The sequence below is a fragment of the Neisseria sp. KEM232 genome (assembly GCF_002237445.1).
GTDB lineage: Bacteria > Pseudomonadota > Gammaproteobacteria > Burkholderiales > Neisseriaceae > Neisseria.
The window spans coordinates 915,546-940,729 of sequence record NZ_CP022527.1 but is presented as its reverse complement, the minus strand read 5'-3'; the positions used below and the strand labels follow the sequence as shown (position 1 = coordinate 940,729).

General features: G+C 61.1%; 22 protein-coding genes. 15 read left to right on the top strand and 7 right to left on the bottom strand.

Translation table 11 applies throughout. The annotated features are described in order from the left end of the window. Positions 1-49: 49 nt before the first annotated feature. Complete coding sequence (locus tag CGZ77_RS04645) at positions 50-565, bottom strand: hypothetical protein (RefSeq protein WP_009426993.1); 516 nt, start codon at positions 563-565, stop codon at positions 50-52. Between the two features lie 479 nt (positions 566-1,044). Continuing rightward, positions 1,045-1,740 carry an N-acetylmuramate alpha-1-phosphate uridylyltransferase MurU gene (gene murU, locus CGZ77_RS04640; protein WP_009426995.1) on the bottom strand — a complete coding sequence of 232 codons (696 nt, stop codon included), beginning with the start codon at positions 1,738-1,740 and terminating at the stop codon, positions 1,045-1,047. 287 nt (positions 1,741-2,027) lie between these two features. On the opposite strand from murU, the gene CGZ77_RS04635 reads away from it, so the two are divergent. Then, positions 2,028-2,819, top strand: a complete 792-nt coding sequence (locus CGZ77_RS04635; protein WP_009426997.1) for a dioxygenase — start codon at positions 2,028-2,030, stop codon at positions 2,817-2,819. Positions 2,820-2,895: 76 nt separating this feature from the next. Here the strand turns inward: CGZ77_RS04635 and CGZ77_RS04630 are convergent, their stop codons facing one another. Continuing rightward, positions 2,896-3,492 carry a hypothetical protein gene (locus tag CGZ77_RS04630; protein WP_051040467.1) on the bottom strand — a complete coding sequence of 199 codons (597 nt, stop codon included), beginning with the start codon at positions 3,490-3,492 and terminating at the stop codon, positions 2,896-2,898. A 221-nt stretch (positions 3,493-3,713) separates the two neighbouring features. Between CGZ77_RS04630 and CGZ77_RS04625 the strand changes: the two genes are divergently transcribed. From CGZ77_RS04625 to CGZ77_RS12005, 5 genes are all read left to right on the top strand, one after another. After that, a complete protein-coding gene (locus CGZ77_RS04625; protein ID WP_009426999.1) occupies positions 3,714-5,936 on the top strand; it encodes a FepA family TonB-dependent siderophore receptor in 2,223 nt (740 codons plus the stop codon). Positions 5,937-6,158: 222 nt separating this feature from the next. Next, positions 6,159-6,350 (top strand): hypothetical protein, encoded by a 192-nt coding sequence (locus tag CGZ77_RS12010; RefSeq protein ID WP_009427000.1) that lies wholly within the window; start codon positions 6,159-6,161, stop codon positions 6,348-6,350. After that, entirely contained in the window at positions 6,347-6,787 is a 441-nt protein-coding gene (gene aroQ / locus CGZ77_RS04620) for a type II 3-dehydroquinate dehydratase (RefSeq protein WP_009427001.1), read from the top strand. The genes CGZ77_RS12010 and aroQ overlap by 4 nt, the downstream gene beginning before the upstream one ends. Before the next feature lie 136 nt (positions 6,788-6,923). Continuing rightward, the gene (locus CGZ77_RS04615; RefSeq protein ID WP_009427003.1) at positions 6,924-7,709 is read left to right on the top strand and encodes an ADP-ribosylglycohydrolase family protein; all 786 of its coding nucleotides are present in this window, start codon (positions 6,924-6,926) and stop codon (positions 7,707-7,709) included. Positions 7,710-8,336: 627 nt separating this feature from the next. Next, entirely contained in the window at positions 8,337-8,504 is a 168-nt protein-coding gene (locus tag CGZ77_RS12005; protein ID WP_157058147.1) for a hypothetical protein, read from the top strand. A 140-nt stretch (positions 8,505-8,644) separates the two neighbouring features. On the opposite strand, the gene CGZ77_RS04605 is transcribed toward CGZ77_RS12005, so the two are convergent. The 3 genes from CGZ77_RS04605 to CGZ77_RS04595 form a co-directional block, all read right to left on the bottom strand. After that, positions 8,645-9,253, bottom strand: coding sequence for a tellurite resistance TerB family protein (locus CGZ77_RS04605; RefSeq protein ID WP_009427005.1), 609 nt, complete (start codon positions 9,251-9,253; stop codon positions 8,645-8,647). A gap of 75 nt (positions 9,254-9,328) precedes the next feature. Beyond that, positions 9,329-10,621: a valine--pyruvate transaminase gene (locus tag CGZ77_RS04600; protein WP_036496549.1), complete on the bottom strand. Its 1,293-nt coding sequence runs from the start codon at positions 10,619-10,621 to the stop codon at positions 9,329-9,331. A 98-nt stretch (positions 10,622-10,719) separates the two neighbouring features. Beyond that, positions 10,720-11,580, bottom strand: a complete 861-nt coding sequence (locus CGZ77_RS04595; protein ID WP_094030977.1) for a hypothetical protein — start codon at positions 11,578-11,580, stop codon at positions 10,720-10,722. 154 nt (positions 11,581-11,734) lie between these two features. On the opposite strand from CGZ77_RS04595, the gene CGZ77_RS04590 reads away from it, so the two are divergent. From CGZ77_RS04590 to CGZ77_RS04565, 6 genes are all read left to right on the top strand, one after another. After that, positions 11,735-13,264: an MFS transporter gene (locus tag CGZ77_RS04590; protein WP_009427010.1), complete on the top strand. Its 1,530-nt coding sequence runs from the start codon at positions 11,735-11,737 to the stop codon at positions 13,262-13,264. Between the two features lie 68 nt (positions 13,265-13,332). After that, on the top strand, positions 13,333-14,145 hold the full coding sequence (aroE, locus tag CGZ77_RS04585; protein WP_036496552.1) for a shikimate dehydrogenase: 813 nt from the start codon (positions 13,333-13,335) through the stop codon (positions 14,143-14,145). A 2-nt stretch (positions 14,146-14,147) separates the two neighbouring features. Continuing rightward, a complete protein-coding gene (gene mtgA / locus CGZ77_RS04580; protein ID WP_009427012.1) occupies positions 14,148-14,831 on the top strand; it encodes a monofunctional biosynthetic peptidoglycan transglycosylase in 684 nt (227 codons plus the stop codon). Between the two features lie 371 nt (positions 14,832-15,202). Beyond that, the gene (locus CGZ77_RS04575; RefSeq protein WP_009427014.1) at positions 15,203-16,471 is read left to right on the top strand and encodes an NRAMP family divalent metal transporter; all 1,269 of its coding nucleotides are present in this window, start codon (positions 15,203-15,205) and stop codon (positions 16,469-16,471) included. A gap of 163 nt (positions 16,472-16,634) precedes the next feature. Beyond that, positions 16,635-17,519, top strand: coding sequence for a lysophospholipid acyltransferase family protein (locus CGZ77_RS04570; RefSeq protein WP_009427015.1), 885 nt, complete (start codon positions 16,635-16,637; stop codon positions 17,517-17,519). Between the two features lie 101 nt (positions 17,520-17,620). Then, positions 17,621-17,887, top strand: coding sequence for a hypothetical protein (locus CGZ77_RS04565; RefSeq protein WP_009427016.1), 267 nt, complete (start codon positions 17,621-17,623; stop codon positions 17,885-17,887). Positions 17,888-17,961: 74 nt separating this feature from the next. Here CGZ77_RS04565 and amgK read toward each other — a convergent pair whose 3' ends face one another. After that, a complete protein-coding gene (gene amgK / locus CGZ77_RS04560) occupies positions 17,962-18,966 on the bottom strand; it encodes an N-acetylmuramate/N-acetylglucosamine kinase AmgK (RefSeq protein ID WP_036496554.1) in 1,005 nt (334 codons plus the stop codon). 69 nt (positions 18,967-19,035) lie between these two features. Here amgK and CGZ77_RS04555 point away from each other — a divergent pair, with 69 nt between their 5' ends. The 3 genes from CGZ77_RS04555 (at position 19,036) to glnE (ending at position 25,130) form a co-directional block, all read left to right on the top strand. Next, positions 19,036-21,372, top strand: coding sequence for an LPS-assembly protein LptD (locus CGZ77_RS04555; RefSeq protein WP_036496555.1), 2,337 nt, complete (start codon positions 19,036-19,038; stop codon positions 21,370-21,372). Further along, positions 21,369-22,340, top strand: coding sequence for a peptidylprolyl isomerase (locus CGZ77_RS04550; RefSeq protein ID WP_009427019.1), 972 nt, complete (start codon positions 21,369-21,371; stop codon positions 22,338-22,340). Before CGZ77_RS04555 ends, CGZ77_RS04550 begins: the two co-directional genes overlap by 4 nt. A gap of 99 nt (positions 22,341-22,439) precedes the next feature. Then, complete coding sequence (gene glnE, locus CGZ77_RS04545) at positions 22,440-25,130, top strand: bifunctional [glutamate--ammonia ligase]-adenylyl-L-tyrosine phosphorylase/[glutamate--ammonia-ligase] adenylyltransferase (RefSeq protein ID WP_009427020.1); 2,691 nt, start codon at positions 22,440-22,442, stop codon at positions 25,128-25,130. The last annotated feature ends 54 nt before the right edge of the window (positions 25,131-25,184 follow it).

Genomic DNA, 25,184 nt, shown 5'->3' with positions numbered 1-25,184 from the left:
TCGTTGAAGCTTCGCTTTCAGACGGCCTCATGCTTGGCGGCGCGGCGGGTCAAACACCGTCCTGACCGATATCCGCCAATCTGTCGGCGGCCGCGTGCCGTTTGGTGATGCGGTACCAGCCCGCCAGCCGCCACAGGCACAGCAGCGCGACAAAGGGCAGGCAGGCGGCCACGGCGAGGTAGCGCGGGTTGGCTGCCGACACCGCAGGTTCGCCGCCCGCCAGCCGCAACAGCGCCCAACCCCACTGCCACACCGAAGTCAGCGAAAACGCCAGCACGGCCAGCAGCCCCAGCGTGGAAAACACGCCGACGGGCACGGCCTCGCCGCGCGGTACGGTACGGTTGAGCCGCAGCAGCACCAACAGGCCGAAGCCGACCACCAGCACCATGCCGCCGTTGGCCAGCACCTGCAAGCCGTTGAAAGCGATTTCGGGCGACACGGGCAGGCCGTCGGCGGGTGCGGTTTTGCGCTGCCCCAGCGCCACGCTCTGCATCACGTTCAATATAAAGGTGTAAATCATGTCTGCCAGCACCGCCCAAACCGGCAGCGAAAAAACAAAACGCATCGCGCGCCCTCCGTGAAAGAGCGCGGAGTGTAGCAGAAAGGCGGGCGGCCGCGCAGGACAGGCCGTCTGAAAGCGGGGCGGGGAACGGGCGGCGGCGTTTGTCGACCCATGCCGTTCCGCATCGGGCGGGTGTATTGGCGGCGGGAATACCCGCGCCGCGAAAACGCCTGCGGACGGGGCGCAAAAGGCAGGAGGCCGTCTGAAATCCCGTTCGGGGGCTTTCAGGCGGCCTCTGTCGGTTTTTCGTGCGCCGACGGCGGCGTAGGCGGTAAAAGATTGGCCGTTGCCCGCGTTGCAAAAATATGCGGCAGGACATTTGTCCTGTTAATTGGGACGAAGCAGCGAAACCGTATCGGCGGATGGAGTGTCCGCGAAACGAAACCCTTTACGGACGGGGCGTAAAAGGCAGGAGGCCGTCTGAAACCCCGTTCGGGGGTTTTCAGACGGCCTCTGTCCATTTAATCCGCACCGACGGCGGCTTATATTTGGCAATCTGCCGCCAGACGCCGCGCTTCTTCCAGCCGCTCCTGCGTGCCGACGTCGAGCCACAATCCCGTATGGTGCGTGCCGCCGACGCGGTTTTGCGTCATGGCAAGGCGCAGCAGCGGCGCGAGTTTGGCCGCTTGGCGCGGCGGCGTTGCGGCGAAGAGTTCGGGGCGGTAGAGGCCGCAGCCGCTGAAGGTCAGACGCACGCCTTCGCCTTCGCTGTGCACGCGCCCGTCTGCCCGCAGGACGAAATCGCCTTCGGGATGGTGCGGCGGGTTGGCGGTGAGCCAGAGGTGGGCGAGGCCGTCTGAAAGCAGGGTTTCGGCCTGGTGCACGGCGGCGGCGAAGTCGATGTCGGTGAACACGTCGCCGTTGACGACCAAAAACGGTTCGTTCCCCAGCAGCGGCAGGGCGGTGGCGATGCCGCCCGCGGTTTCCAAACCCTGACCGCCTTCGGGCGAGTAGGCGATGGAGACGCCGTAGTCCGCGCCGCTGCCCAAACGCTCTTCGATTTGGCGGCCGAGCCAGGCATGGTTAATCACGATTTCTTCGATGCCCGCGGCTTTGAGGCGGCGCAGGTGCCAGCCGATAAGGGGCTCGCGCCCGACCTGCAACAGGGGCTTGGGCGTGGTGTCGGTAAGCGGGCGCATTCTTTCGCCGCGCCCGGCGGCCAGTATCATCGCTTTCATGGGGTCTTTCGTGTGTGCCGTCAGTCGGAAAACGCGGCATTGTATAGTGAGCCAAAATAAAAAATCTACGGCGTTGCTGCGCCTTAGCTCGAAGAGGGCGGTTTGCTAAGGCATTAAAAATGCCAAGCAAACCTGCCCCGTACTACCTGTACTGTCTGCGGCTTGCTGCCTTGTATCTTTTTTATTTTGACTCACTATACAGGCTGCGGCAGGCCGTCTGAAAGCGCGCGCTTGCCCAAACCGCCGCCGCGGCCTATCATCTGCGCCCCTTCGCACAGGAGAATGTTATGAAACTGCCCGTACTCTTCGTTGCCCACGGCAGCCCGCTCAATGCCGTGCGCGACAACGCCTACACGGAAGAGTGGCAAAACTACGGCGACGAGCTGCTCGACGAGTTCGACGGCGAAATCCGCGCCGTGCTGTGCGTTTCTTCGCAATGGGTGACGGAAGGCAGCCGCGTCACCGCCGCCGCCGAGCCGCCCACCCTGCACGATTTTTCGGGTTTCCCGCCCGAGCTGCACGAAATCCGTTACCCCGCCGCAGGCAGTCCCGAGTTGGCGGAGCGCGTCTGCGCCCTGCTGGGAGCGGAGGCCGACGCGCAGCGCGGCATCGACCACGGCGCATGGACGGTGCTCAAACGCCTGATTCCCGACGCTTCCGTCCCCGTCGTCCAGCTCAGCCTCGACCGCCGCCTGAACGCGCAGGGGCATTTCGATTTGGCCGGCAAACTCGCGCCGCTGCGCAAAGAAGGCGTGCTTGTCGTTGCCACCGGCCACACCGTTTCCAATCCGCAGTTGCAGGACTGGCAGCATCCCGACCGCCCGGGCAACGCCTATCCGTGGGCGGATCTGGCGCGCGAGCTGATTAACAAATGGGCAAACGGCCGCCGTTACGACCGCCTGCTCGACGAGGAAAACTACCCCGTCGCCATCCGTCAGGCGCTGCACGACCGCCGCTGCTTCTATCCCTTGCTCTACGCCCTCGCCCTGCGCGGCGAAAAAGAGCCGCTGGAATTTTTTAACGACGAAATCGTCGGCAAATCGCTGTCCATGACGTCGCTGATTATCGGCTTTTTGTAAGAACCCGCATCCGTACGCAAAGACAAAAAGGCCGTCTGAAAACTTTTCAGACGGCCTTTTGGCGTTTCAGACGGCCTTACATGGCCTTTTTTATCAGCTTCACGTCTTTGAGCGCTTCGGCCAGACGGGCGTTGCCCGCGGTGGCGCTGTTGGCGCAGACGGTGTAGAGATTTTCGGGATGATAGATGGCGATGCAGTTTTCGCTGCTGCCGTCAGCCTGCGTGAAGGAATAGTCCATGCGGTTTTCGGTGGCCGCGCCCGCTTTCAGGTCGGCCAGTTCTGCCGCCTGCAAGGCGCTTTTCAGGCCGGCATAGTATTCTTTGGCGGGTTTGGCGGGTTTGCCCAAATCGATAACGGAGAGCGTGATGTCGGCGTCTTCGTCGCGTTGCAGCAGCGTCACTTCTTCGGCGCTGGTGCCTTCGGGCAGCAGCCCGGCGTTGCCGCTTTGGTCTTGGAAATTGCCGGTAACGGAAATGCTGACCGCGCCGTCGCGGCTGGTAAGCGTTTGTGCCGAAACGGCGGGTGCGGGCGCCTCGGCCGCAGCTTCGGAAGCGGCAGCGGGCGCGGCGTCGGCGGATTGCGGGTTGCTGACTTTGGTGTCGCAGGCGGCCAGCGCGAACAGGGCGGCGGCAGCAAGGGCGGCGGATCGGATGTTCATGACGGTGTTTTCCATAGAGTGTGTCGTTTGCAGAGCGCGGAGTATAGCAAATAATCCGTTTGCCATGGCGCGGCGCGGGCGTTTTCCCGCGTATGCCGTTTCAGATGGCCTTGTTGCATTCTGCCGACAGCGGGGAAAAATAATGTGATTTGTTCCTGTTTTGGTTGGCAGCGGCGCAACCGTCCTTTATATTCCGGCTTTGTAAATTTTGCTTTACATAATTTCAAGGAGACCCGATGAAACGCAACCCCTTCCCCCGTTCCGCCCTGGCCGTGCTGCCGCTGGCGCTTGCTGCCGCTTTTGCGCAGGCCGACACCGCAGCCGACGAAGGCGGAGAACTGGAAACCGTCTATGTCAGCGCCCAGCGCCAGCTCCAACAGTCGCTGGGCGTGTCGCGCATCACCGCCAAAGACTTGGAAACCCGCCCTGCGGTAAACGACATCTCCGACATCGTGCGCACCATGCCCGGTGTCAACCTCACCGGCAATACCGCCTCGGGCGAGCGCGGCAACAAACGCCAGATCGACATCCGCGGCATGGGGCCGGAAAACACGCTGATTCTGATCGACGGCCGCCCCGTCACCTCGCGCAACGCCGAACGCTACAGCTGGCGCGGCGAGCGCAACACGCGCGGCGACAGCAACTGGGTGCCGCCCGAAGAAATCGAATCCATCAGCGTATTGCGCGGCCCCGCCGCCGCCCGCTACGGCTCGGGCGCGGCCGGCGGCGTGGTAAACATCGTTACCAAAAAAGTCAGCAACGAATGGCACGGCTCGCTCAACCTGTTTACCAACCGCCCGCAGGACAGCAAAGAAGGCAAAACCAACCGCATCGGCTTTAACGTCAGCGGCCCCGTTGTCCAAGACAAACTCGGCTTCCGCCTCTACGGCAGCCTCAACAAAACCGATGCCGACGCGGCAGACATCAACCCGACCGTCGTCAGCTACGTCAACCGCGGCGGACGCCTGGTACGCACCGAAACACTCGGCGCAGGCCGCGACGGCGTGCGCAACCGCGACATCGCGAGCCGTCTCGCCTGGCGCATCACGCCCGAGCAAACCCTGACCTGGGACACCATGTACAGCCGCCAGGGCAACATCTACGCGGGCGACAACCAAAACAACAACCCCGACGATTTCACCAAATCGCTCTACGGCGAAGAAACCGCCATCCTCAAACGTACCAGCAGCGCGCTCGTCCACGAAGGCGTCTGGAACTGGGGCGACACCAAAGTCACCGCCCAGTTCGACCGCACCGAAAACGAACATTTGGTGGAAGGTCTGATGGGCGGCCCCGAAGGCCGTTACCAATCGCCCAAACAGTTCACCGAAAGCACCCTGAAAACCGGCCGTTTTGCCGCCGAAGCCAATATCCCCTTCAAACTGGGTGCGGAGCACGTCGTTACCGTCGGCACGGAATACATCCGCGACCAACTGGACGACCAAAGCTCAATGACACAAGGCTTTACCGACCAAGGCAAAACCGACGTCTTTGCAGGATTGGGTACCAACCGTGCAGGCAGAAACAGCCAGAAAAACTTTGCCCTCTATGTCGAAGACCATATCGATCTCAACGGCGGCAGCACCAAGCTGATTTCCGCCCTGCGCTTCGACCACAACAGCAAATCGGGCGGCAACTGGAGTCCCGCATTCAACTTCGTACAGCGCATCGGCGAAGGCTGGAACATCAAAGGCGGCATCGCCCGCGCCTACAAAGCGCCCAACCTGTACCAAAGCAACCCCAACTACATCCTCTACACACGCGGCCAAGGCTGTAAAGTCGGCACCCCCAACACCATCCGCTGCTACCTGATCGGCAACGAAAACCTGAAACCCGAAACCAGCCTGAACAAGGAAATCGGCTTCGAGTTTGCCCGCAACGGCTATCTGGCATCGGCAGCCTACTTCCACAACGACTACCGCAACAAAATCGTTGCCGGCGACGAACCCGTTGCCCTGAGCAACCTCGGCAACTACCTCTACCGCTGGGCGAACGCCAAAAAAGCACTGGTGGAAGGCTTCGAGGGCAACCTCACCCTGCCGCTGCACAGCACCTTGAAGTGGACGACCAACTTCACCTATATGCGCAAATCGGTGAACAAAGACACAGGCAACCCCCTGTCGGTGATTCCGAAATACACCGTCAACAGCAGCCTGAACTGGCAGCCGAACGAAAAATTCGACGCCGCCCTCAACGTTACCTACTACGGCAAACAGGAATCGCGCGGCGTCAAAGAAAACAACAAGGACAGCTATGAAAACCTGACCAGCCACACCGTCAGCCCCTACGGCCTGGTCGGCATCAACGCAGGCTACCGTTTCAATAAAAACCTCAATGCCCGCGTCGGCATCAACAACCTGTTCAACAAACAGCTCTACCGCAGCGCCAACAACGCCAGCGCGCAAACCTACAACGAACCCGGCCGCGCCTTCTACGGCAGCCTGAAAATGTCGTTCTAAACAGGTTTGGACTTCAAAGGCCGTCTGAAACCCGATTCCGGGTTTCAGACGGCCTTTTTCAAACTGAGGCCAGAGTGGAATGCCTGATAAAAACATCCAGCCCGAACCGCACTGAAACGGCGTTTTCACAACACCGTACAGCAACCGTATTCCCACCTGTCGGCCAACGCGTAAGGCGTGTGCCGCAGGCACTCACGTTTTTCCCAATGTTGGTGCAACCGCGTGCCCGCCGTCTGCAAACCCGGCGCGACAGCTTGTGCGTTTGCCCGTATCATCCGCTCCGTAGTGCTTTTCAGACGGCATCCGCGCCCAAGCGGTGTGCGGCCGTCTGAAAAGTTCCTGTTCCCCTTTTCAGACGGCCTCGATTGTAAAAGGCCGTCTGAAACCGTCCGCCACAAAGGAAACCCGCCATGAAATCCGTCCTCCTGCTCAACGGCCCCAACCTCAACCTGCTCGGCACGCGCGAGCCGCAGATATACGGCAGCACGACACTTGCCGATATCGAAAAACACATTGCCGCACTCGGCGCACAGCTCGGCGTGGCCGTTGCCTGTTATCAGAGCAACAGCGAAGGCGAGCTGGTCGGCCGCATCCACCGCGCGCGCGAAGAGGGTGCGGCCGCCGCCATTGTCAATGCCGGCGCCTACACCCACACCAGCGTCGCCCTGCGCGACGCACTGGCCGGCACCGCGCTGCCCTTTGTCGAAGTGCATATTTCCAATGTGTACAAACGCGAAGCCTTCCGCCACCACTCCTATCTGTCCGACATCGCGCTGGGCGTGATTGCCGGGCTGGGCGTGTACGGCTACGAAGCCGCCCTGCGCTTTTTGGTAGAGACAAAGGCCGTCTGAAAGCGCGTTTTATAGTGAGCCAACACAAAAATCTACGGCGTTGCTGCGCCTCGCCGTACTATATGTACTGTCTTCGGCTTGCTGCCTTGTATCTTTTTTATTTTGACTAACTATATCCTTTTCAAGGAGAAACATTATGTTAGGAGCAGCCATCGGCGATATTGCCGGCTCGCGGTTTGAGTTTGACAACTGTCGCAGCACCGATTTCGAACTGATTCATCCCGATTGCAGTTTCACCGACGACACCATCTGCACCGCCGCCGTGGCCGACTGGGTGGCGCAGGGCTGCGGCGGTAATTTGTCGCGGATTCTGCAAGACTGGTGCCGCCGCTATCCGCACCCCAAAGGCAGCTACGGCGGCATGTTCGGCCGCTGGATCGGCATGGCCGAGCCGCAGCCTTATAACAGCTGGGGCAACGGCTCGGCCATGCGCGTGTCCGCCGTGGGCTGGGCGTTCGGCAGTCTGGACGAGGTGCTGCACTATGCCGCCGAATCCGCCGCCGTCACCCACAACCACCCCGAAGGCATCAAAGGCGCGCAGGCCGTGGCCGCCGCGATTTTCTGGGCGCGCTGCGGGCGGGACAAAGCCTTTATCCGCCACGAAATCCGCGAGCGTTTCGGCTATGCTTCGGATGCGGGCTGCGACGCCATCCGAGCGGCCAACACCTTCGACGAAAGCTGCATGAAAACCGTGCCCGACGCGCTGGCGGCGTTTTTCGAGAGCGAAAACTTCGAACACGCCGTGCGCCTTGCCGTGTCGCTGGGCGGCGATTCCGACACCATCGCCGCCATCACCGGCAGCATCGCCGAGGCATACTACCGCGACATCCCCGCCGCAACCGTGCGCCAAACCCTGGCCGTGCTGCCCGAAGACATCGCCTGCGTTTTGCAGGCGGTGAAAGAAGCCGCGCCGTCGGTTTGAAACGGCGGATTGCGGATTGAGGCAGTCTGAAAAGCAGAAAACCGCCTTTTCAGAAACCTCATCCACGCACAGGCAGGAATCTTGGTAATCTTGTCAGATAGTTGTTTCTTCAGTAATTTTCGAATTTTGGAGAAGATTCCCGCCTGCGCGGGAATGACGTCGGCGGGGATTTCGTGGGGCGTGTCGCCCGAGGCGGCGCACGCATTCTATGCCGTGCAACGAATCCCTATGGCTTGCCGGTCAGTCGAGACCGCGTGCGTCGCTGCGCGGCACACCCTACATCAGCGGCAGAGGCCGTCTGAAAACCTGAAAACGGGTTTCAGACGGCCTAGGGCGTGTTGACAATCAGCCTTGCGGCGGTATTTTTGGTAAAAATCCACGCCTGCCGCGTCAAAAATGCTCGCAAGATGTCCAATCTTGCTGCGCTTTTTTCCTTGCAGGCGCGAATTTTTCCTCAAAAAACCGCTTCGCAAGCTGATTATCAACACACCCTAGGCAGATGGGGAATGGCGGCGAAAGCGAAGATGATGATAAAGATGCCCGCGATACGGGCGCGGCAGCGTTACCCTGCAATACAGGGACTGGCAGGTTGTTTCAGACGGCCGTCTGTGGCAGGTCGTCGGCTTTATGCCCGAGGGATCGGCGGCAACCGCCTTCTCCCTGCGGTTCTACCGCGCCGTCCTCGCCGAAACCGTCCGCCGTTATCCCGACGAAATCCAAGGCTTCGTGCTGAAAAGCGACGATTGGGAGTATCCGCGGCGCGAATGGGTGGACGGGTGCACAAAGGCCGCCTGAAAACGGTTTATGCGAAGCCGTAATCCGTCAGGCCGTCTGAATGCGTTGCCGCATCTGCTTGGCGGCGGGGAAGGCCGTCTGAAAACATCGCATCCCGAAAGGGGGCAGACGTTTTCAGACGGCCTTTTGTTTCGAGTGGTTTAAAACCCGGCCTGTCTTTCGAGCTGTTCGACCAGTTGCGGGTCGAGGCGGAAGGCGTCGGCCAGTTGCGAGAGGAAGACGATTTCTTTGCGCGAGAGTTCGCCGCACACCATGCGGGCGGCAAGGTAGGCTTCGGCTGCGGCGGCGGTGTTGCCGCCTGCCAGGGCGGCCAGTTCGGCGGGGGCGGCAGGGTTGCGGGTTTCGGCCAGCAGCCATTGGCTCTCTTCGCTGCTGCCGCTTTCCTGTTCGATCAGGCTGCGTTCGGTTTCGTCTATGCTGCCGTCGGCCGCGGCGGCGGCAATCATGGTTTTGAGGATGAGGCGGCCGCTGTCTTCGCTTTGCGTGCCCTGCGGCGCGAAGGCGTTTTGCGCGGGCGGGGTTTCGGTGTTGCGGCTTTGCTGCCAGCTTTGGTAGGCGTGGTAGGCCAGTGCGCCGAGGGCGGCGGACGAGCCGGTTTTCAGCAGGTTTTTGCGGGTTTTTTTGCCCAGCAGCATGGAGGCGAGGCCGACTGCGGCCGTGCCGCCGCCGATTTTGCCGAGCAGGTTTTTGTCGCCGGCGGTTTTTTGTACGCCGTCGAGTACTTGGTTGAGCAGGTTTTGGAAGTTCATGGTGCTGTCCTTTCGGTTGGGTGGGATGCCGTCTGAAAACCGGTTTGACGGGTTTTCAGACGGCCTCTGAGCGGTTTAGGCTTCGGCGAACGCGCGTTTCACTTCTTCGGCGATGGCGGCGATGCCTTGTTCCAGCGTTGCTTCGTTTTGGGCGATGCTGATGCGGATGCATTCGCGGGCGTGGGGGTAGTCGGCAGTATCGAAGCCGATAAAGAAGGGCTCGCCGGGGATGATGAGGGTGCCGCGTGCTTTGAGGCGCTGGTAGAGGGTTTGCGCGGGGACGGGCAGGCCGGGGAAGTTGAGCCAGAGGAAGATGGCGCCTTCGGGTTGGTGGATAAGCAGGCGCTCTTTCAGGTTGCCTGAAAAGTGTTTTTTGAGAATGGAGACGGCGAGATCGGCCTGTTTTTGGTAGAAGGGTTGGATTTCGTCGGCGGAGAGCTGTTGCAGTTTGCCGCTTTCGATTAGGGGGGCGGCGATGGCGGCACCGAAGCGGGTGGGGGCGAGGTTGGTGATGGCGTTCAGGCTGCCGATTGCGCGGATAACTTCGGGGGCGGCGACGACGATGCCGGTGCGCACGCCGGGTAGGCCGGTTTTGGACAGGCTGAAACAGAGGATGATGTTGTCGTGCCAGGTAAGGCGGGCGGGGACGTGGATGATGTCGGGAAAGGGCAGGCCGTAGGCGTTGTCGATGATGAGTGGGATGTGGTGGGCGCGGGCAAGGGCGTCGAGGCGTGCCATTTCGTCGTCGGTGAGGACGTTGCCGCTGGGGTTGGTGGGGCGGGAGCAGCAGATGGCGCCGATTTGGCCGTTTTGCAGTTCGGGCAGGTTTTCGAGGGCGGGGAAGTCGACGCGGTATTTGAAGAAGCCGTCTTGGCCTTGGTATTGTGTGTGCTCGATTTGCGGGGGGACGGAGATGAAGCGGGGGGCATCGATGTGGGCGTCGGCGTAGCCGATGTATTCGGGGGCGAAGGGAAGCAGGATGGATTTGTCGTTGTTATCGTCGAATGGGCCGCCGAACAGGTTGAAGAGATAGAAGAAGGCGTTTTGCGAGCCGTTGGTCAGGGCGATGTTTTCTTCGCCGATGTCCCAGCCGTATTGGCGGCGGAAGTAGGCGGCCAGGGCGGCGATCAGGCGGGCGTCGCCCTGCGGGGTGGAGTAGTTGGCGAGGCTTTCGATGGCGGCGCCGTTGTCGGCGATTTGGCGCAGGGTGTCGGCGAAAGCCTGCTGCACGGCGGGAATGTGGGCGGGGTTGCCGCCGCCGAGCATATTGACGGGTTTGCCTTCAGACAGGGCACGGCCGAGGTCGTCCATCAGTTGCAGGATGCCGCTTTGGCGGGTGAATTTTTGGCCGAATCGGGAGAATTGCATGGCTGGGCTTTCGTGGGTTGCTTGGCGGCGGATTATAACAAGGAGGCCGTCTGAAAACCGCAAACACGGTTTTCAGACGGCCTTTCGCTGCGGGATGCTTATTTCAGCGGGCTGGTCGTCCAGATGTTGCGGTAGGAGACGTAGCTGATTACCGGAAGCAGCGGAAACACGACTGCATAAAACAGCAGCAGACCGGCCGCAAATATCAGGTTGTTGTGTTCGACTGTCATTTTGGCGGTTTTGAACAGCAACAATGTCACTGCGCCATATCCCAGCACGAGCGTTATCAACAGAAAGACGCCCAGCTGGGCAATATTTTTCAGGCTGCCCGTCAGACTCATCCACATGGCTTTGGCGGCGGGCACGCCTTGCAGCATAATCAGCGGCAGCGACATCCAGTTGCACAGGAAAAACAGGGGGACGATGCCGAAAAGTGCCCAAAAAATCCTGCTCTCGCCGGGATTTTTCAGATTTGCCACTGCCATCAAACAGGCCGTCGCTGCCAAGAACCAAAACAGATACAGCCTCACCAATACCCATTTCCGTTCGCCAAAGCCGCTGAACAGGCGGCCGAACACAAACGAGCGCTCTTCCGACACCCCCGCCGCTATCGAGACGAATCCGGCGGCAAAAAGCAGGGGCAGCATCTGTACAAATAAAAGAACCGCAAACGACAGCACATAAGCCCACCATTTATGCTGCGCCGTTGCCGTTTGTATATCCAGCGCGGCCATCGCAAAAAACGATCCCCATGCCATGACCACAATGCTGACCAGCATCAGCAGTATCGCCAAAATCCACTGGGGCAGCCTGCCGCCGACCAGCAGCAGCGTGTGTTTGAGCCATACTGCAATGTCGCCTATCGGCCGCCACGAAGGGGCATCGAGCAGATAGGGCACGCCGTTATCGTAGTCGCTGCCGTAGCCGCCGTAGCCGTAATAGTTTTCTGTGTCGCGCATGATGTTTTCCTTATTGATTGTTGATTGCTTTCGGGGCGCGCATTTTACAACGGAATATTTGGGAATCCGGTGTCCGCCGAGCGCAAAGGCCGTCTGAAAACTTTCAGACGGCCTTTTTGCTACAATGCCGCCTTTGCCCGCACCCGTATTCCCCATGAACAAACCTTCTCCCGGCCGGCGTTCCGCCTTTGCCGCCTACACCGACTCCCGCGCCATTATCCTGTTTTTCCTAGGCATTTCCGCCGGCATGCCCATTCTGCTGATTTTTTCCAGCCTGTCGCTGTGGCTGCGCGAGGCGGGCGTGGCGCGGGAGACGGTGACGATGTTCAGCTGGGCGGCGCTGGCCTATTCCTTCAAATTCGTCTGGGCGCCGCTGGTCAATTCCCTGCCGCTGCCGTTTTTGCACAAAATGCTGGGGCGGCGTCGCTCGTGGCTGCTGCTGGCGCAGGCGGGCGTGGTGTCGGCGGCGGCGGCGATGGCGATGGTCGACCCCGCCGATCCGCAGGCTCTGCGGCTGATGGCGGCCGCGGCGGTGCTGCTGGGTTTTTCTTCGGCGACGCAGGACATCGTTATCGACGCCTACCGCATCGAGGCGGCGGCGGGCGATGCGGCGATGCAGTCGGTGATGTCGGCAACGTATAGCGCGGGCTACCGCATCGGCATGGTGGTGTCGGGGGCGGGGGCGTTGTTTCTGGCGGCGAAACTGGGCTCGGCGGCAGAACATTATTCTTATGAGGCGTGGCGGCAGACTTATCTGGCGATGGCGGCGGTAATGGCGGCGGGTGTGCTGACGACGCTGCTGATGCGCGAGCCGGAAGCGGCTGCTGCCGTGCAAACGTCTTGCCCGCCGCTCGACCATCTGCGGCTGGTGCTGCTGTTTTTGGGCGCGGTGTCGGCTTTTGTCGCCGCCTTCGTTTGGGTCGGCGGCCTGCTGCCGAAGGCGGACGGCGCTTTGTCGGGCCTGGCGTGGGAGACGCTGCGGCTGGCCGCGGCGTTGGCCTCGGCGGCGGCGGCGGGTGCGCTGCTGGTGACGGCGAAAGTCGCGCCCGCCGCTTTGGCCGTGCAGACCTGGGTATCGCCCGTAACCGATTTTTTCCGCCGCTACGGCCGCTCAGCCCTGCTGCTTCTGGCCTTAATCGGCCTCTACCGCATTTCCGACATCGTGGCGGGCGTGATTTCCAATGTTTTCTATCAGGACTTGGGCTTCAGCAAAGAGGAAATCGCCTGGGCGGTGAAGACCTTCGGCGTGCTGATGGCGATTGCGGGCGGTTTTGTCGGCGGCGCGCTGTCGCAGCGTTATTCGCTGATGAAAATGATGATGCTGGGCGCGGTGCTGGCGGCGGCCACCAACCTGCTCTTTGTCGCCCTGGCCTACCAAGGCCGCGATCTGACGCTGATGTATCTGGCCGTCGGCAGCGACAATCTTGCCTCGGGGCTGGCGGGCGCGGTGTTCGTCGCCTTTTTGTCGGTGCTCACCAATATCCGCTTCACCGCCGTGCAATATGCCATTTTGAGTTCGCTGATGACCCTGTTGCCGAAAACGCTGGGCGGCTACTCGGGCACGATGGTGGAAAGCATAGGCTACCCCGGCTTCTTCCTCTTCACCGCCCTGCTCGGCCTGCCCGTGCTGCTGCTGGTGTATCTGGTGGACAAAAAGATTTACCGCAACAATCAGGCCGTCTGAAAAGGCCGTTCCCGCCTATACCCCTTCGGGGCATAAACGCGGGAATGACGTTTCTGAAAGGAAAACCCATGACGCAAACCCCGCTCTACGCCGTGTTCGGCAACCCGGTCGCCCACAGCAAATCGCCGCCCATCCACCAAATGTTTGCCGCGCAGGAAGGCGTGCAAATCGTTTACGAGCGCCGCCTGTCGCAGCCCGACACCTTCGCCTGCGACATCGCCGCGTTTTTCGCCGCAGGCGGCGCGGGCGCCAACGTTACCCTGCCGTTCAAAACCCAAGCCCTCGCACTGGCGCACGAACAGTCCGAACGCGCCGCCGCCGCCGGTGCGGCCAATACCCTCATCCTCCTTTCAGACGGCCTTATCCGCGCCGAAAACACCGACGGCCTCGGTCTCGTCTGCGACATCACGCGCAACCTCGGCATTTCCCTCTGCGGCAAACGCATCCTCGTCCTCGGCGCGGGCGGCGCCGTGCGCGGCGTACTGCAACCCCTGCTGGGCGAAAACCCCGCAGAACTCGCGATTGCCAACCGCACCCACGCCAAAGCCGAAGCCCTCGCGCGGCAGTTCGGCATCGCCGCCGTGGAAACAGGCCGTCTGAAAAGCGGCTTCGACATCATCGTCAACGGCACATCGGGCAGCCTCTCCGGCCAAACCCCCGACATCCCCGCCGCCGTCTTCCAAAACTGCGCCCTCGCCTACGACATGGCCTATGCCGACACCGCCACCGCCTTTCAGACGGCTGCAGCAAAAAATGGCGCGGCACAAACCGCCGACGGCCTCGGCATGCTCGTCTGCCAGGCCGCCGAGTCCTACCGCCTCTGGCGCGGCTTCGCCCCCGACACCGCCCCCGTTATCGCCGCATTGCGAAAGGCCGTCTGAAAATGCTCAAATGGATACTTGCCCTGCCCTTTGCCCTCTTCATCCTCTTTAACGCCTATGTCTACGGCAGCATCCTTACCTTCCGCGCCGTCGCCCCGCACCACAGCGCCTTCATGACCGCCCGCATGGCCGAGTTCCGCCGCGAAGGGCGCGACATCCCCCTCGACTACCGCTGGCGCGCCTACCCCGACATCTCCGCCAACCTGAAAAAAGCCCTTATCGCCTCCGAAGACGCCGCCTTCGCCGAACACGGCGGCTTCGACTGGAACGGCATCCGCAACGCCATCAAACGCAACGAAAAAAGCGGCAGAATCAAAGGCGGCGGCTCCACCATCAGCCAGCAGCTGGCGAAAAACCTGTTTTTGAGCGAATGGCAGAGCTACATCCGCAAAGGCGAAGAAGCCGCCATCACCGCCATGCTCGAAGCCACCACCGACAAAGACCGCATCTTCGAGCTCTACCTCAACATCATCGAATGGGACTACGGCGTCTACGGCGCGGAAGCCGCCGCACAAAAGTTCTACGGCAAACCCGCCGCCAATCTCAGCAAACAGCAGGCCGCCGCCCTCGCCGCCCGCGTCCCCGCCCCGCTGTACTACGCCGACCACCCGCAAAGCAAACGCCTGCGCAGCAAAACCAACATCATCCTGCGCCGCATGGGTTCCGCCGCGTTGCCCGAAGAATAAGCAAAAGAAAAGGCCGTTCCAGCGTAGGCGGGAACGGCCTTTTCTTTGCGCCGCTGTTTTTAACTTCGTTGAAGCTGCGCTTTCAGACGGCCTTTTTTCCCATGAGTAGGGTGTGTGCCGCAGGTACGTACGCGGTTTGAGAATGGGTAAAAAGGCCGTCTGAAACGTCCGGCGGCGAAAGCACGCTTGTTCCCGCGTCCGCAGGCGTTTTGCCATTTTCTGCCGTTTTCGCATTTCAAACGAAGCGCAGACAAATTTTCTTCATCTTGTGCAGTATAAAATTTCAAAGCCGAAAATTTTACCTTGTGCGGCTTTGCGTTAAACTGCCGCCGTTTGAGATTACAGAGGCCGTCTGAAAAGGCGGAAAAAACATGTCTGAAAACACACCAAACACTCCCGCAGTTTCCACCTGGCAAACCCGCCTGCGCGCGCTGGGGCCGGGCATCCTGATGGCTTCGGCCGCCATCGGCGGTTCGCACCTGATCGCCTCGACGCAGGCGGGCGCGCTCTACGGCTGGCAGCTGGCGCTGATTATCGTGCTGACCAATCTGTTCAAATATCCTTTCTTCCGTTTCAGCGCCCATTACACGCTCGACAGCGGCAAGAGCCTGATTGAGGGCTACGCCGAGAAAAGCCGCGCCTATTTGTGGGTGTTTCTTGTGATGTGCTTTTTGTCGTCCACCATCAGCACGGGCGCGGTGGCGCTGCTGACTGCCGCCATCGTCAAAATGGCCGTGCCTTCGCTGCCGTTTTCCGTCGGCGTGTTGTCGGTGGTTGTGGTCGGCTCATGCGTGCTGATTCTGCTCACCGGCCGCTATAAGGCTTTGGACAATCTGTCGAAAATCATTGTGGTCAGCCTCAGCATCACCACCGTGGCCGCCGCCGCCATCGCCGCCTCGAAAGGCATGCAGATGAAGCCCGATTTTGTCGAACCCTCGCCGTGGACGCTGGCGGGACTCGGCTTCATCATCGCCCTGATGGGCTGGATGCCCGCGCCGATTGAAATTTCCGCCATCAATTCGCTGTGGGTAACGGCCAAGCAGAAAAGCGACCCCGCCAGCTACCGCGACGGCATGTTCGATTTCAACGTCGGCTACATCACCAGCGCGGTGCTTGCCGTCGTTTTCCTCGCGCTGGGCGCATTCGTGCAATACGGCAACGGCGAGGCGGTGCAGATGGCGGGCGGCAAATACGTCGGCCAGCTTATCAATATGTACACCGGCACCATCGGTGCGTGGTCGCGGCCGCTGGTCGGCTTTATCGCCTTCGCCTGCATGTTCGGCACAACGATTACCGTCATCGACGGCTATGCCCGCGCCGTGGCCGAATCCGTGCGCCTTGTGCGCGGCCGCGAAACCTTCCGTACGCGCGAACTTCTGGCCTGGATAGGCTGGGTGTCCTTCTCCGGCCTCGCCCTGATTTTGTGGTTCGACAGCGCGCTGGCCGAACTTTTGAAATTCGCCATGATTTCCGCCTTCCTCGCCGCCCCCGTTTTCGCCTGGCTCAACTACCGCCTGGTGCGCGGCGACAAAAAACACAGGCTCACCCCCGCCATGAACGCGCTGGCCGTGGTCGGGCTGGTGTATCTGGTCGGCTTCGCCGTGCTGTTTGTGTTGAACGAAAGCGGCATCCTTGCTTAATTAGCGCAGGCGAAAGGCCTCTGAAACCGCTTTTCACTCCGTTGAAGATGCGCTTTCAGACGGCCTCCTGCTGCCTGACGGGCGCATTCGGGCGCGGCAAGGCCGTAGATTTTTTATTTTGACTCACTATACAATCGCGGCTGAACCAACCTGCCCCAACGCCATGCAAAGCCTCGTTTTCTTCCTTTTCCGCCTCTTTGCCGCCCTGCCGCTCAAAGTCCTGCACCGCATCGCCCACTTCTGGGGCGGCCTTGCCTTTTACATCCTGCGCGAAGACCGCGACCGCATCCGCGCCAACCTGCAAACCGCCGATTTACCGAGTGGCGACGCAGCCGTCAAAACCATTCTGCGTGAAACCGCCAAAGGCGGCTTGGAGCTGCCCGTCGCCTTTTTCAGACGGCCTGAAGAAATCGAAGCCCTCTTCAAAGCGGTACACGGCTGGGAACACGTCGGACAGGCGCTGGCCGAAGGGCGCGGCCTGCTTTTTATCACACCGCATCTGGGCAGCTACGATCTGGCTGGGCGCTACATCAGCCAGCGTCTGCCCTTTCCGCTGACTGCCATGTACAAACCGCCGAAAATCAAAGCTTTCGACGCCGTGATGCAGGCGGGGCGCGTGCGCGGCAAGGGCAAAACCGCGCCCACCAATATCCAGGGCGTCAAACAAATCATCAAAACCCTGCGCGCGGGCGAAGCGGCCATCGTCCTGCCCGACCACGTTCCCGCGCCGGAAGAGGGCGGCGACGGCGTTTGGGCGCCCTTCTTCGGCCGCCCCGCCTACACCATGACCCTTGCCGGCAAGCTCGCGCAGGTGAAAAACGTCGCCGCCTTTTTCTTCTGCGGCGAGCGCCTGCCCAACGGGCAGGGCTTTGTCCTCCACATCGAACCCCTGCGCGGCACGCTCAACGGCGACAAGGCACACGACGCCCGCATCATCAACGAAAACACCGAATACTGGATACGCCGCTTCCCGCAGCAATATCTCTTCGCCTACAACCGCTACAAACAGCCCGCCGGTGCGCCCGAGCCGCCCGTAGCGGCAGAATAAAACGAGGCCGTCTGAACGCTTTCAAACGGCCTGCAATACAAACAGCGTTATGCTTATTAAGGACTTAAAAATAAGGTCATTACATTAAGGGAGTGAAAAAAATGTCGAATCCGTTTTTATTGAAACTGCTTTTGATGCTGGCAGCCGGCTATCTGATCGGCCTGACGGCGCGCGCGCTGCTGCCGGGCGACAACGGCATGGGCTTTTTGCGCACCTGGCTGCTGGGCACGGTCGGCGTGCTGACGGCTTACGGCGTCTGCTATTTCTTCGGCTGGCTCGAGTTTTACCACCGCAACATCTACACTTCTGTCGCCGCCATCCTGCTTGGTACGATGGTTTGGATTCCCTTGTTCCGCCGCAGGGCGTAAGACTTGCTTGCAGCTTGGCACGAAAAGGCCGTCTGAATGCTTTCAGACGGCCTCTGTGTATGTTTGAACAGGTTTTAAAACGTATAACCCGTCTGCAAATCATCATCGCCGACCAAATCGACCAAAAGCGCGTAAAGCGGCGCGAGGTCGGCATAGCGGCGCGAAGTGCGGCGCAGATAGTTGAGAAAGCGCGGGATTTCGGGGCGGTATTTGTCTTTGCCGTCGCGGTAGTAGAGCCGCGCGAAGATGCCGGCCACTTTCAAATGCCGCTGCACGCCCATCCATTCAAACCAGAGGTAAAACTCGTCAAAATCCTGCGGCACGGGCAAACCGGCGGCGCGGGCCTTTTCCCAGTAGCGGATAACCAAATCCAACACAAACTCTTCTTCCCATTCAATAAAGGCGTCGCGCAGCAGCGAAACCAAATCGTAGGAAATCGGGCCGTAGAGCGCGTCTTGGAAATCGAGCACGCCCGGGCGGCCGCGCGTGAGCATCAGGTTGCGGACGATGTAGTCGCGGTGCACATACACTTTGGGCTGCGCCAAAAGCGGCGGCAATAAGGTATCGACTGCCTGCTGCCAGAGTTGGCGCTGCTTGAAATTCAAGGGTTTGCCCAGCTCTTTGGCGGCAAACCATTCGGGAAACAGATTGATTTCGCGCAACATGGTTTCGCGGTCGTATTCGGGCAGCACATCGGGCTTGGAGGCCGTCTGAAGCGTAACCAATTCGTCGATGGCTTCGAGCAGCAGGGTTTTGTGCACGATCTCGCGCGTATCGTGCTGCATGGCGGCGAGGTAGGTAGTACTGCCCAAATCGCTGAGCGCCATAAAGCCATGCGCTTCGTCAACGTGCAAAACCTGCGGCACGTTTACCATATCAAACAGTTTTTGCACTTTGAGATAGGGCGCGACGCTCATTTTGTCGGGCGGCGCGTCCATGCAGATAATGGTTTGGCCGTCTGAAAACGCGGCACGGAAGTAGCGGCGGAAGTCGGCATCGGCGGCGGCGAAAGAGAGTTCGAAGGCTTGGTTCGGATAAACGGCGGCGAGCCAGTTTTTCAGTTCGGATTGGCGCTGCATGACGGTTTTTCGGTGAAACGGTGTTAGAATGGCCGCCATTTTAACCGTCAAAACCGCTTGGGTGATACTTTGGCACGTTTATTTTCAGTCAAACCGCTGGCGATCGCCGTGGGCATGGCCGCCGCTGCGGGCAGCGCCGCCGCCGCAACGTCCGCATTGGGCAGCACCTGCCCGCAATGCAAAGACGGCAAACCGGTTCAGACGGCCTCCCAACCCGAAAACGCCGTACGGCGCAGCGGCGAAGAAACGCTGCCCGCCGACTACACCCGCATCACCGCCGACGACGTGCGCGGCCAAACGGGCGTCGGCGTCGAAGCGCGAGGCGGCGTTATCATCGAACGCAACGCGCAGGTGCTCAACGCCGAGCGCGTCGTTTACGACCAGCCCGAAGACACCGTCAAAGCGGGCGAAGGCTTTATTTTGGACGATGCGGGCTCGACCGTGCGCGGCGACAAGCTGCAATACAACCTGACCGAAGGCAGCGGCACGGCGCAAAACGTCGAAATCGAAGCCGAGCGCGACGGCCGCCGTTTGCAGGCCGTCGGCAAAGAAGCCGAAATCGAACGCAAAAACCGCTACAAGCTCACCGACGTGCAGTTCAACACCTGCCAAAAGGGCGACGCATCGTGGTATATCGCCGCCGACAGCATCGACGCCGACTACGGCAAAGGCGTCGGCGTGGCCAAACACGCCAAACTCGTCTTCCACGGCGTGCCTGTGCTCTACACCCCGTGGGCGGATTTCCCGCTCAACGGCAACCGCAAAAGCGGCCTGCTCGTGCCCACCCTCAAAATCGGCTCCAACGGCACCGAAATCGACCAGCCCTATTATTTCAACCTCGCCCCCAACTACGACGCCACCCTCACCCCCGGCATCATCAGCGCGCGCGGCGTGCAGCTGGGCGGCGAGTTCCGCTACCTGCAGCCCAAATACAACGGCGAAATTGCCGGCAAATGGATGCCCGACGACCGCCGCAGCCGCCACAACAACCGCTACACCGCCCAATGGCGGCACACGCAGGACTTCGGCAAAGGCCTGAGCGGCAAAGTCGATTTCAACCAGGTCTCCGACGACGACTACTACCGCGATTTCTACAACCGCACCGACATCGCCCGCAACGTCAACCTCAACCGCGAAGCCCGTCTCGACTACAAAACCGACGTGCTTGGCGAGTGGCTCGAAGCCAATCTGAAAGTCCAGAAATACCAAACCCTCGCCAACGCCGACGGTTACAAAAACGAACCCTACGCCATCCTGCCGCGCCTGTCGGGCAGCTGGCAGAAAAACTTTGCCGGCAACCTCTTTTCCCTCAGCGGCCAGTACACCCGTTTTGCCCACGACAGCAAACAGGCAGGACAGCGCTTCGTCCTTTATCCCTCACTCAGCCGCAACATCCACAACGACTGGGGCTACATCCGCCCGAAAGTCGGCCTGCACTACACCCACTACATCCTCGACGGCTTCAACGACAAAAGCGGCCGCACCGCAGGACGCAGCATCCCCATTGCCAACATCGATGCGGGTATGGCCTTCGAGCGCGAAACCCGCTTCTTTGGCCGCGACCACATCCAAACCCTAGAACCGCGCCTGTTCTACAACTACATCCCCACCAAATCGCAGAACGACCTGCCCAACTTCGACAGCTCCGAAAACAGCTTCAGCTACGATCAGCTCTTCCGCGAAAACCTCTATTCCGGCAACGACCGCATCAACGCCGCCAACAGCCTCAGCCTCGCCCTGCAAACCCGCTATCTCGACCGCGCAAGCGGCGCCGAGCGCATACGCGCGGGCATCGGCCAGAAATTCTATTTCAAAAACGACAGCGTTTTGGCCGACGGCAACATCGGCAGCGGCAAACGCAACCGTTCCGACTGGATAGCCTTTGCCGACGGCGAAATCAGCCGCAGCGTCAGCGGCTACGCCACCGCCCACTTCAACGAAAACCAATCCCGCTTCGAGAACCTTGCCGCCGGCATCCGCTACACGCCCGAAGACGGCAAAACCCTGTCCGCCCGCTACCGCTACGGCCGCGACAAAGCCATCTGGCTGCAGGACGACGGCAGCTACTACCGCGACAAAATCAGCCAGATCGACCTCGGCGCGCAATGGCCGATTACCTCCAACCTCTACGCCCTCGCGCGCTACAACTACGCCCTCAACGTACGCAAGCCGCTCGACATCCTCGCCGGACTCGAATACAAAAACGACTGCGGCTGCTGGAGCGTCAGCGCCGCCGCCCAGCGCTACGTTTCCGGCTGGGATACCGAACGCAACAAACCGAGCTACAAAAACGCCTTCTTCTTCACCCTGCAACTGAAAAACCTGAGCAACATCGGCAACAAAGCCGACGAAACCCTGCGCCCGGCCATTCCGGGCTACAAAAAGACCAACGAGGTAGTCAAATGAAATCCCACACGAAAATCCTCGCTGCCGCCCTTATCGGCGCAGCCTTTCAGACGGCCTTTGCCGCCGACATCAAAACCGTGGACGGCATCGCCGCCGTAGCGGGCGACAGCGTCGTCACCATGAGCCAGTTCGAACGCGCGCTGGCGGAAGCCAAACGCCGTATCCCCGCCGCGCAGAGGCCGTCTGAAAACGAACTGCGCCGCCACGTCCTCGCCCAACTCGTCAACCGCGCGCTTGTCGTACAGGCGGGCAAACGGCGCGGCCTCTCCGCCAGCGAGGCCGAGGTAGACGAAGCCATCGCCCTGGCAGCCGCGCAAAAACACGTTTCCATCGACAAATTCTATGCCGACGCCTTGAAAGAAGGCGCGCCCAAGTCCGCCGTGCGCCGCGAAACCGCAGAGCAGATCATCGCCGAAAAAGTGCAGCAGCAGGCCGTATTGCAGAGCGCGCGCGTCAGCGACGCCGAAGTGGATGCCGCCATCGCCCGCGCGCAGCAGCAGGGCATCGCCATCCCCGCAGGCGAACCCGTGCGCCAATACCGCGCCCAACACATCCTGATCAAAGCCGAAAAAGAAAACGCCTCGGCCGCCGCCGAAGCCGTTATCCGCAAAATCCAAAACCAGGCCGCCGCCGGGCGCGATTTCGGCGAGCTGGCGCGGCAGTATTCGCAAGACCCCGGCAGCGCGCAGCAAAACGGCGATTTGGGCTGGTTCGGCGACGGCGTGATGGTGCCCGAATTCGAAAGCACGGTGAAAAAACTGAAAAAAGGCCAGATCAGCCGCCCCGTCAAAACCCAGTTCGGCTGGCACCTGATCAAGCTCACCGACACCCGCGAGGCGGGCACGCCCGAAGAGCGCCGCCGCAACGCCGTGCGCCAATACATCATGGAACAGAAAGCCGCCCAAGCCGGTTCGCAGCTCTTGCAGCAGCTGCACGAGGGCGCCTTTGTCGATGTGCGCCTGAAATAATCCGCCGCCATGCAGCAGGAGGCCGTCTGAAAACCCGCACAGGCATTTTCAGACGGCCTCACGCATATTTTCCTCCCTATCCGCTCCGGTAAAACCGCCATGAACCCAATCGAATACGCCCGCCGCTTTTCGCTTTTTCTTGCCCGCAACCTCGATTCAGGCCGTCTGAATGCCGACATTCTGCGCGTCATGACGGATAAGGTGCTCACCGCGCAGGATTTTCATGATTTTGCCGACTGGCCGGGCATTTTGGCGGCGGAAGACGAAGAAACGCTGGCGCAAAAGCTGCGCGAATTGCGCCGCTATGTGGTGGCGCAGATTATGGTGCGCGATTTGAACCGCATCAGCGATTTAAACGAAGTTACCCGTACGATTACGCTGTTTGCCGATTTTGCCGTCAATACCGCGCTGGATTTTGCCTATGCCTATTACCGCGATATGTACGGCACGCCCATCGGCCGCTACACGGGCGAAACGCAGCATTTGAGCGTGGTGGCGATGGGCAAGGCGGGCGGCTATGAGTTGAACGTGTCGTCCGACATCGATTTGATTTTCGTCTATCCCGAATCGGGCGACACTAACGGGCGGCGCGAGCGCGGCAATCAGGAATTTTTCACCAAAGTGGGGCAGAAACTGATTGCGCTCTTGAACGACATCACCGCCGACGGCCAAGTGTTCCGCGTCGATATGCGCCTGCGGCCGGACGGCGACTCGGGCACGCTGGTGTGCAGCGAAACCGCGCTGGAGCAATACCTGATTGCCCACGGCCGCGAGTGGGAGCGTTATGCGTGGTGCAAAGGCCGCGTGGTCACGCCGCACGCCAACGGCATCGCGGCTTTGGTGCGGCCGTTTGTGTTCCGCAAATATCTCGATTACGGCGCATACGAAGCCATGCGCGGCCTGCACAGCCAAATTCGCGCCGAAGTCGCCCGCAAAGGCATGGAAAACAACATCAAACTCGGCGCGGGCGGCATCCGCGAAATCGAGTTTGTCGCGCAGATTTTCCAAATGATACGCGGCGGCCAAAACCGCGCCCTGCAACTGAAAGGCACGCAGGAAACGCTCGCCGTGTTGGCCGAACAGGGCATCATGCCGTCTGAAACCGCGCAAACGCTGCTGGCGGCCTACCGCTTTTTGCGCGATGTCGAACACCGCCTGCAATATTGGGACGACCAACAAACGCAAACCCTGCCGCACAACCCCGAACAGCAGCAATTGCTCGCTGAGAGCATGGGCTTTGACAGCTACGCCGCCTTTTCAGACGGCCTCAACGCCCACCGCGCCGCCGTGTCCGCCGAGTTCGACAACATCCTTGCCGCGCCCGAAGAACAAAACGCCGCCCGCTTCGCCGCCCTGTGGCCGAACCCGCCCGCCGAACCCGACGCCCCCGTTTACGCGCAACTGGCCGAAGCAGGCTTCTCGCCGCAGGCCGTGGCAGGCCGTCTGAACAGCCTCGCCCGCAGCAGCCGCTACCGCAGCCTGTCGCCGCGCAGCCTGCGCCTTTTCGACACCCTCGTGCCGCAGGCTGCCGAAGCCGCCGCCGAATACCCCCGCCCCGACGACACCTTCTTCCGCCTCACCGACTTTCTCGAAACCGTCAGCCGCCGCCCCGCCTACCTCGCCTTCCTGCTCGAATACCCCAACGAACTCGCGCGCGTCGCCGCCCTGATGAGCCGCAGCGCCTGGATAGCGGGCTACCTGCAACAACACCCCGCCCTCCTCGACGAACTGCTCAGCGCCCAACTCACCGAAAGCCGCCCCGACTGGCCGCAGCTGCGGTGCGAGTTGGCCGCCGAACTCGATGCCTGCGAAGACGCCGAAGCGAAAATGGACGCCCTGCGCCGCTTCCGCCACGCCCGCGTTTTCCGTCTCGCCGTACAGGATTTGGCGGGCAAATGGACGGTGGAAGCCCTGTCCGACCAACTCTCCGAACTGGCCGACACCATCCTTACCCTCACCCTCGAACACGCCTGGCGCGAAATGCCGAAAAAACACCGCCAACACCCCGCCTTCGCCGTGATCGGCTACGGCAAACTCGGCGGCAAAGAACTCGGCTACACCTCCGACCTCGACCTCGTCTACCTCTACGACGACCCCCATCCCGATGCCGCCCACACCTACGCCCGCCTCGCCAACCGCCTCACCAACTGGCTCTCCGCCGCCACCGGCGCGGGCACGCTCTACCAAACCGACCTGCGCCTGCGCCCCGACGGCGACAGCGGCTTCATCGTCCACAGCCTCGCCGCCTTTGAAAAATACCAGCGCGGCCACGCCTGGACATGGGAGCACCAAGCCCTCACCCGCGCCCGCTTCGTCTGCGGCGATGCCGCCATTCAGACGGCCTTCGAACGCATCCGCAGCGACATCCTCACCCTGCCGCGCGACAGAGCCGCCCTCAAAAACGACATCCTCGCCATGCGCGAAAAAATCGCCGCCGCCCACCCGCCGCAGGATAACGACGTCAAATACGCACGCGGCGGCATCGTCGACGTCGAATTCACCGTGCAATACCTCATCCTCGCCCACGCCCGCGAATTTCCCGCCCTGCTCGACAACTACGGCAACATCGCCCTTTTGGGCACGGCGGCGGAAAACGGTCTCGCCGACCCCACCCTCTGCGGCCGAGCCCGCCGCGCCTACCGCCGCTTCCGCGCCTGCCAGCACAGCGCCGTCCTCGACGAAGCGCAAACCCCCGCCGCCGACAGCGAAACCCTCTCCGCCTACACCGCCGTGCGCGCCTTGCAGCGCCAAGTCTTCGGCACGGATGGGGAAGCGGAAGAGGCCGTCTGAAAGCGCCGCTTCAACAAAGTTAAAAAACAGCGGCGCAAAGAAAAGGCCGTCTGA

Excerpts from the sequence above, each read along its gene's own strand:
- mtgA (WP_009427012.1), top strand. The coding sequence starts at position 14,148 with ATGCTCAAATGGATACTTGCCCTGCCCTTTGCCCTCTTCATCCTCTTT.
- CGZ77_RS04590 (WP_009427010.1), top strand. The coding sequence starts at position 11,735 with ATGAACAAACCTTCTCCCGGCCGGCGTTCCGCCTTTGCCGCCTACACC.
- murU (WP_009426995.1), bottom strand. The coding sequence starts at position 1,740 with ATGAAAGCGATGATACTGGCCGCCGGGCGCGGCGAAAGAATGCGCCCG.
- CGZ77_RS04615 (WP_009427003.1), top strand. The coding sequence starts at position 6,924 with ATGTTAGGAGCAGCCATCGGCGATATTGCCGGCTCGCGGTTTGAGTTT.
- CGZ77_RS04550 (WP_009427019.1), top strand. The coding sequence starts at position 21,369 with ATGAAATCCCACACGAAAATCCTCGCTGCCGCCCTTATCGGCGCAGCC.
- CGZ77_RS04635 (WP_009426997.1), top strand. The coding sequence starts at position 2,028 with ATGAAACTGCCCGTACTCTTCGTTGCCCACGGCAGCCCGCTCAATGCC.
- CGZ77_RS04565 (WP_009427016.1), top strand. The coding sequence starts at position 17,621 with ATGTCGAATCCGTTTTTATTGAAACTGCTTTTGATGCTGGCAGCCGGC.
- CGZ77_RS04645 (WP_009426993.1), bottom strand. The coding sequence starts at position 565 with ATGCGTTTTGTTTTTTCGCTGCCGGTTTGGGCGGTGCTGGCAGACATG.
- CGZ77_RS04595 (WP_094030977.1), bottom strand. The coding sequence starts at position 11,580 with ATGCGCGACACAGAAAACTATTACGGCTACGGCGGCTACGGCAGCGAC.
- CGZ77_RS04570 (WP_009427015.1), top strand. The coding sequence starts at position 16,635 with ATGCAAAGCCTCGTTTTCTTCCTTTTCCGCCTCTTTGCCGCCCTGCCG.
- CGZ77_RS04630 (WP_051040467.1), bottom strand. The coding sequence starts at position 3,492 with ATGGAAAACACCGTCATGAACATCCGATCCGCCGCCCTTGCTGCCGCC.
- aroQ (WP_009427001.1), top strand. The coding sequence starts at position 6,347 with ATGAAATCCGTCCTCCTGCTCAACGGCCCCAACCTCAACCTGCTCGGC.
- CGZ77_RS04605 (WP_009427005.1), bottom strand. The coding sequence starts at position 9,253 with ATGAACTTCCAAAACCTGCTCAACCAAGTACTCGACGGCGTACAAAAA.
- CGZ77_RS04625 (WP_009426999.1), top strand. The coding sequence starts at position 3,714 with ATGAAACGCAACCCCTTCCCCCGTTCCGCCCTGGCCGTGCTGCCGCTG.
- amgK (WP_036496554.1), bottom strand. The coding sequence starts at position 18,966 with ATGCAGCGCCAATCCGAACTGAAAAACTGGCTCGCCGCCGTTTATCCG.
- CGZ77_RS04575 (WP_009427014.1), top strand. The coding sequence starts at position 15,203 with ATGTCTGAAAACACACCAAACACTCCCGCAGTTTCCACCTGGCAAACC.
- aroE (WP_036496552.1), top strand. The coding sequence starts at position 13,333 with ATGACGCAAACCCCGCTCTACGCCGTGTTCGGCAACCCGGTCGCCCAC.
- CGZ77_RS04600 (WP_036496549.1), bottom strand. The coding sequence starts at position 10,621 with ATGCAATTCTCCCGATTCGGCCAAAAATTCACCCGCCAAAGCGGCATC.
- CGZ77_RS12005 (WP_157058147.1), top strand. The coding sequence starts at position 8,337 with ATGCCCGAGGGATCGGCGGCAACCGCCTTCTCCCTGCGGTTCTACCGC.
- glnE (WP_009427020.1), top strand. The coding sequence starts at position 22,440 with ATGAACCCAATCGAATACGCCCGCCGCTTTTCGCTTTTTCTTGCCCGC.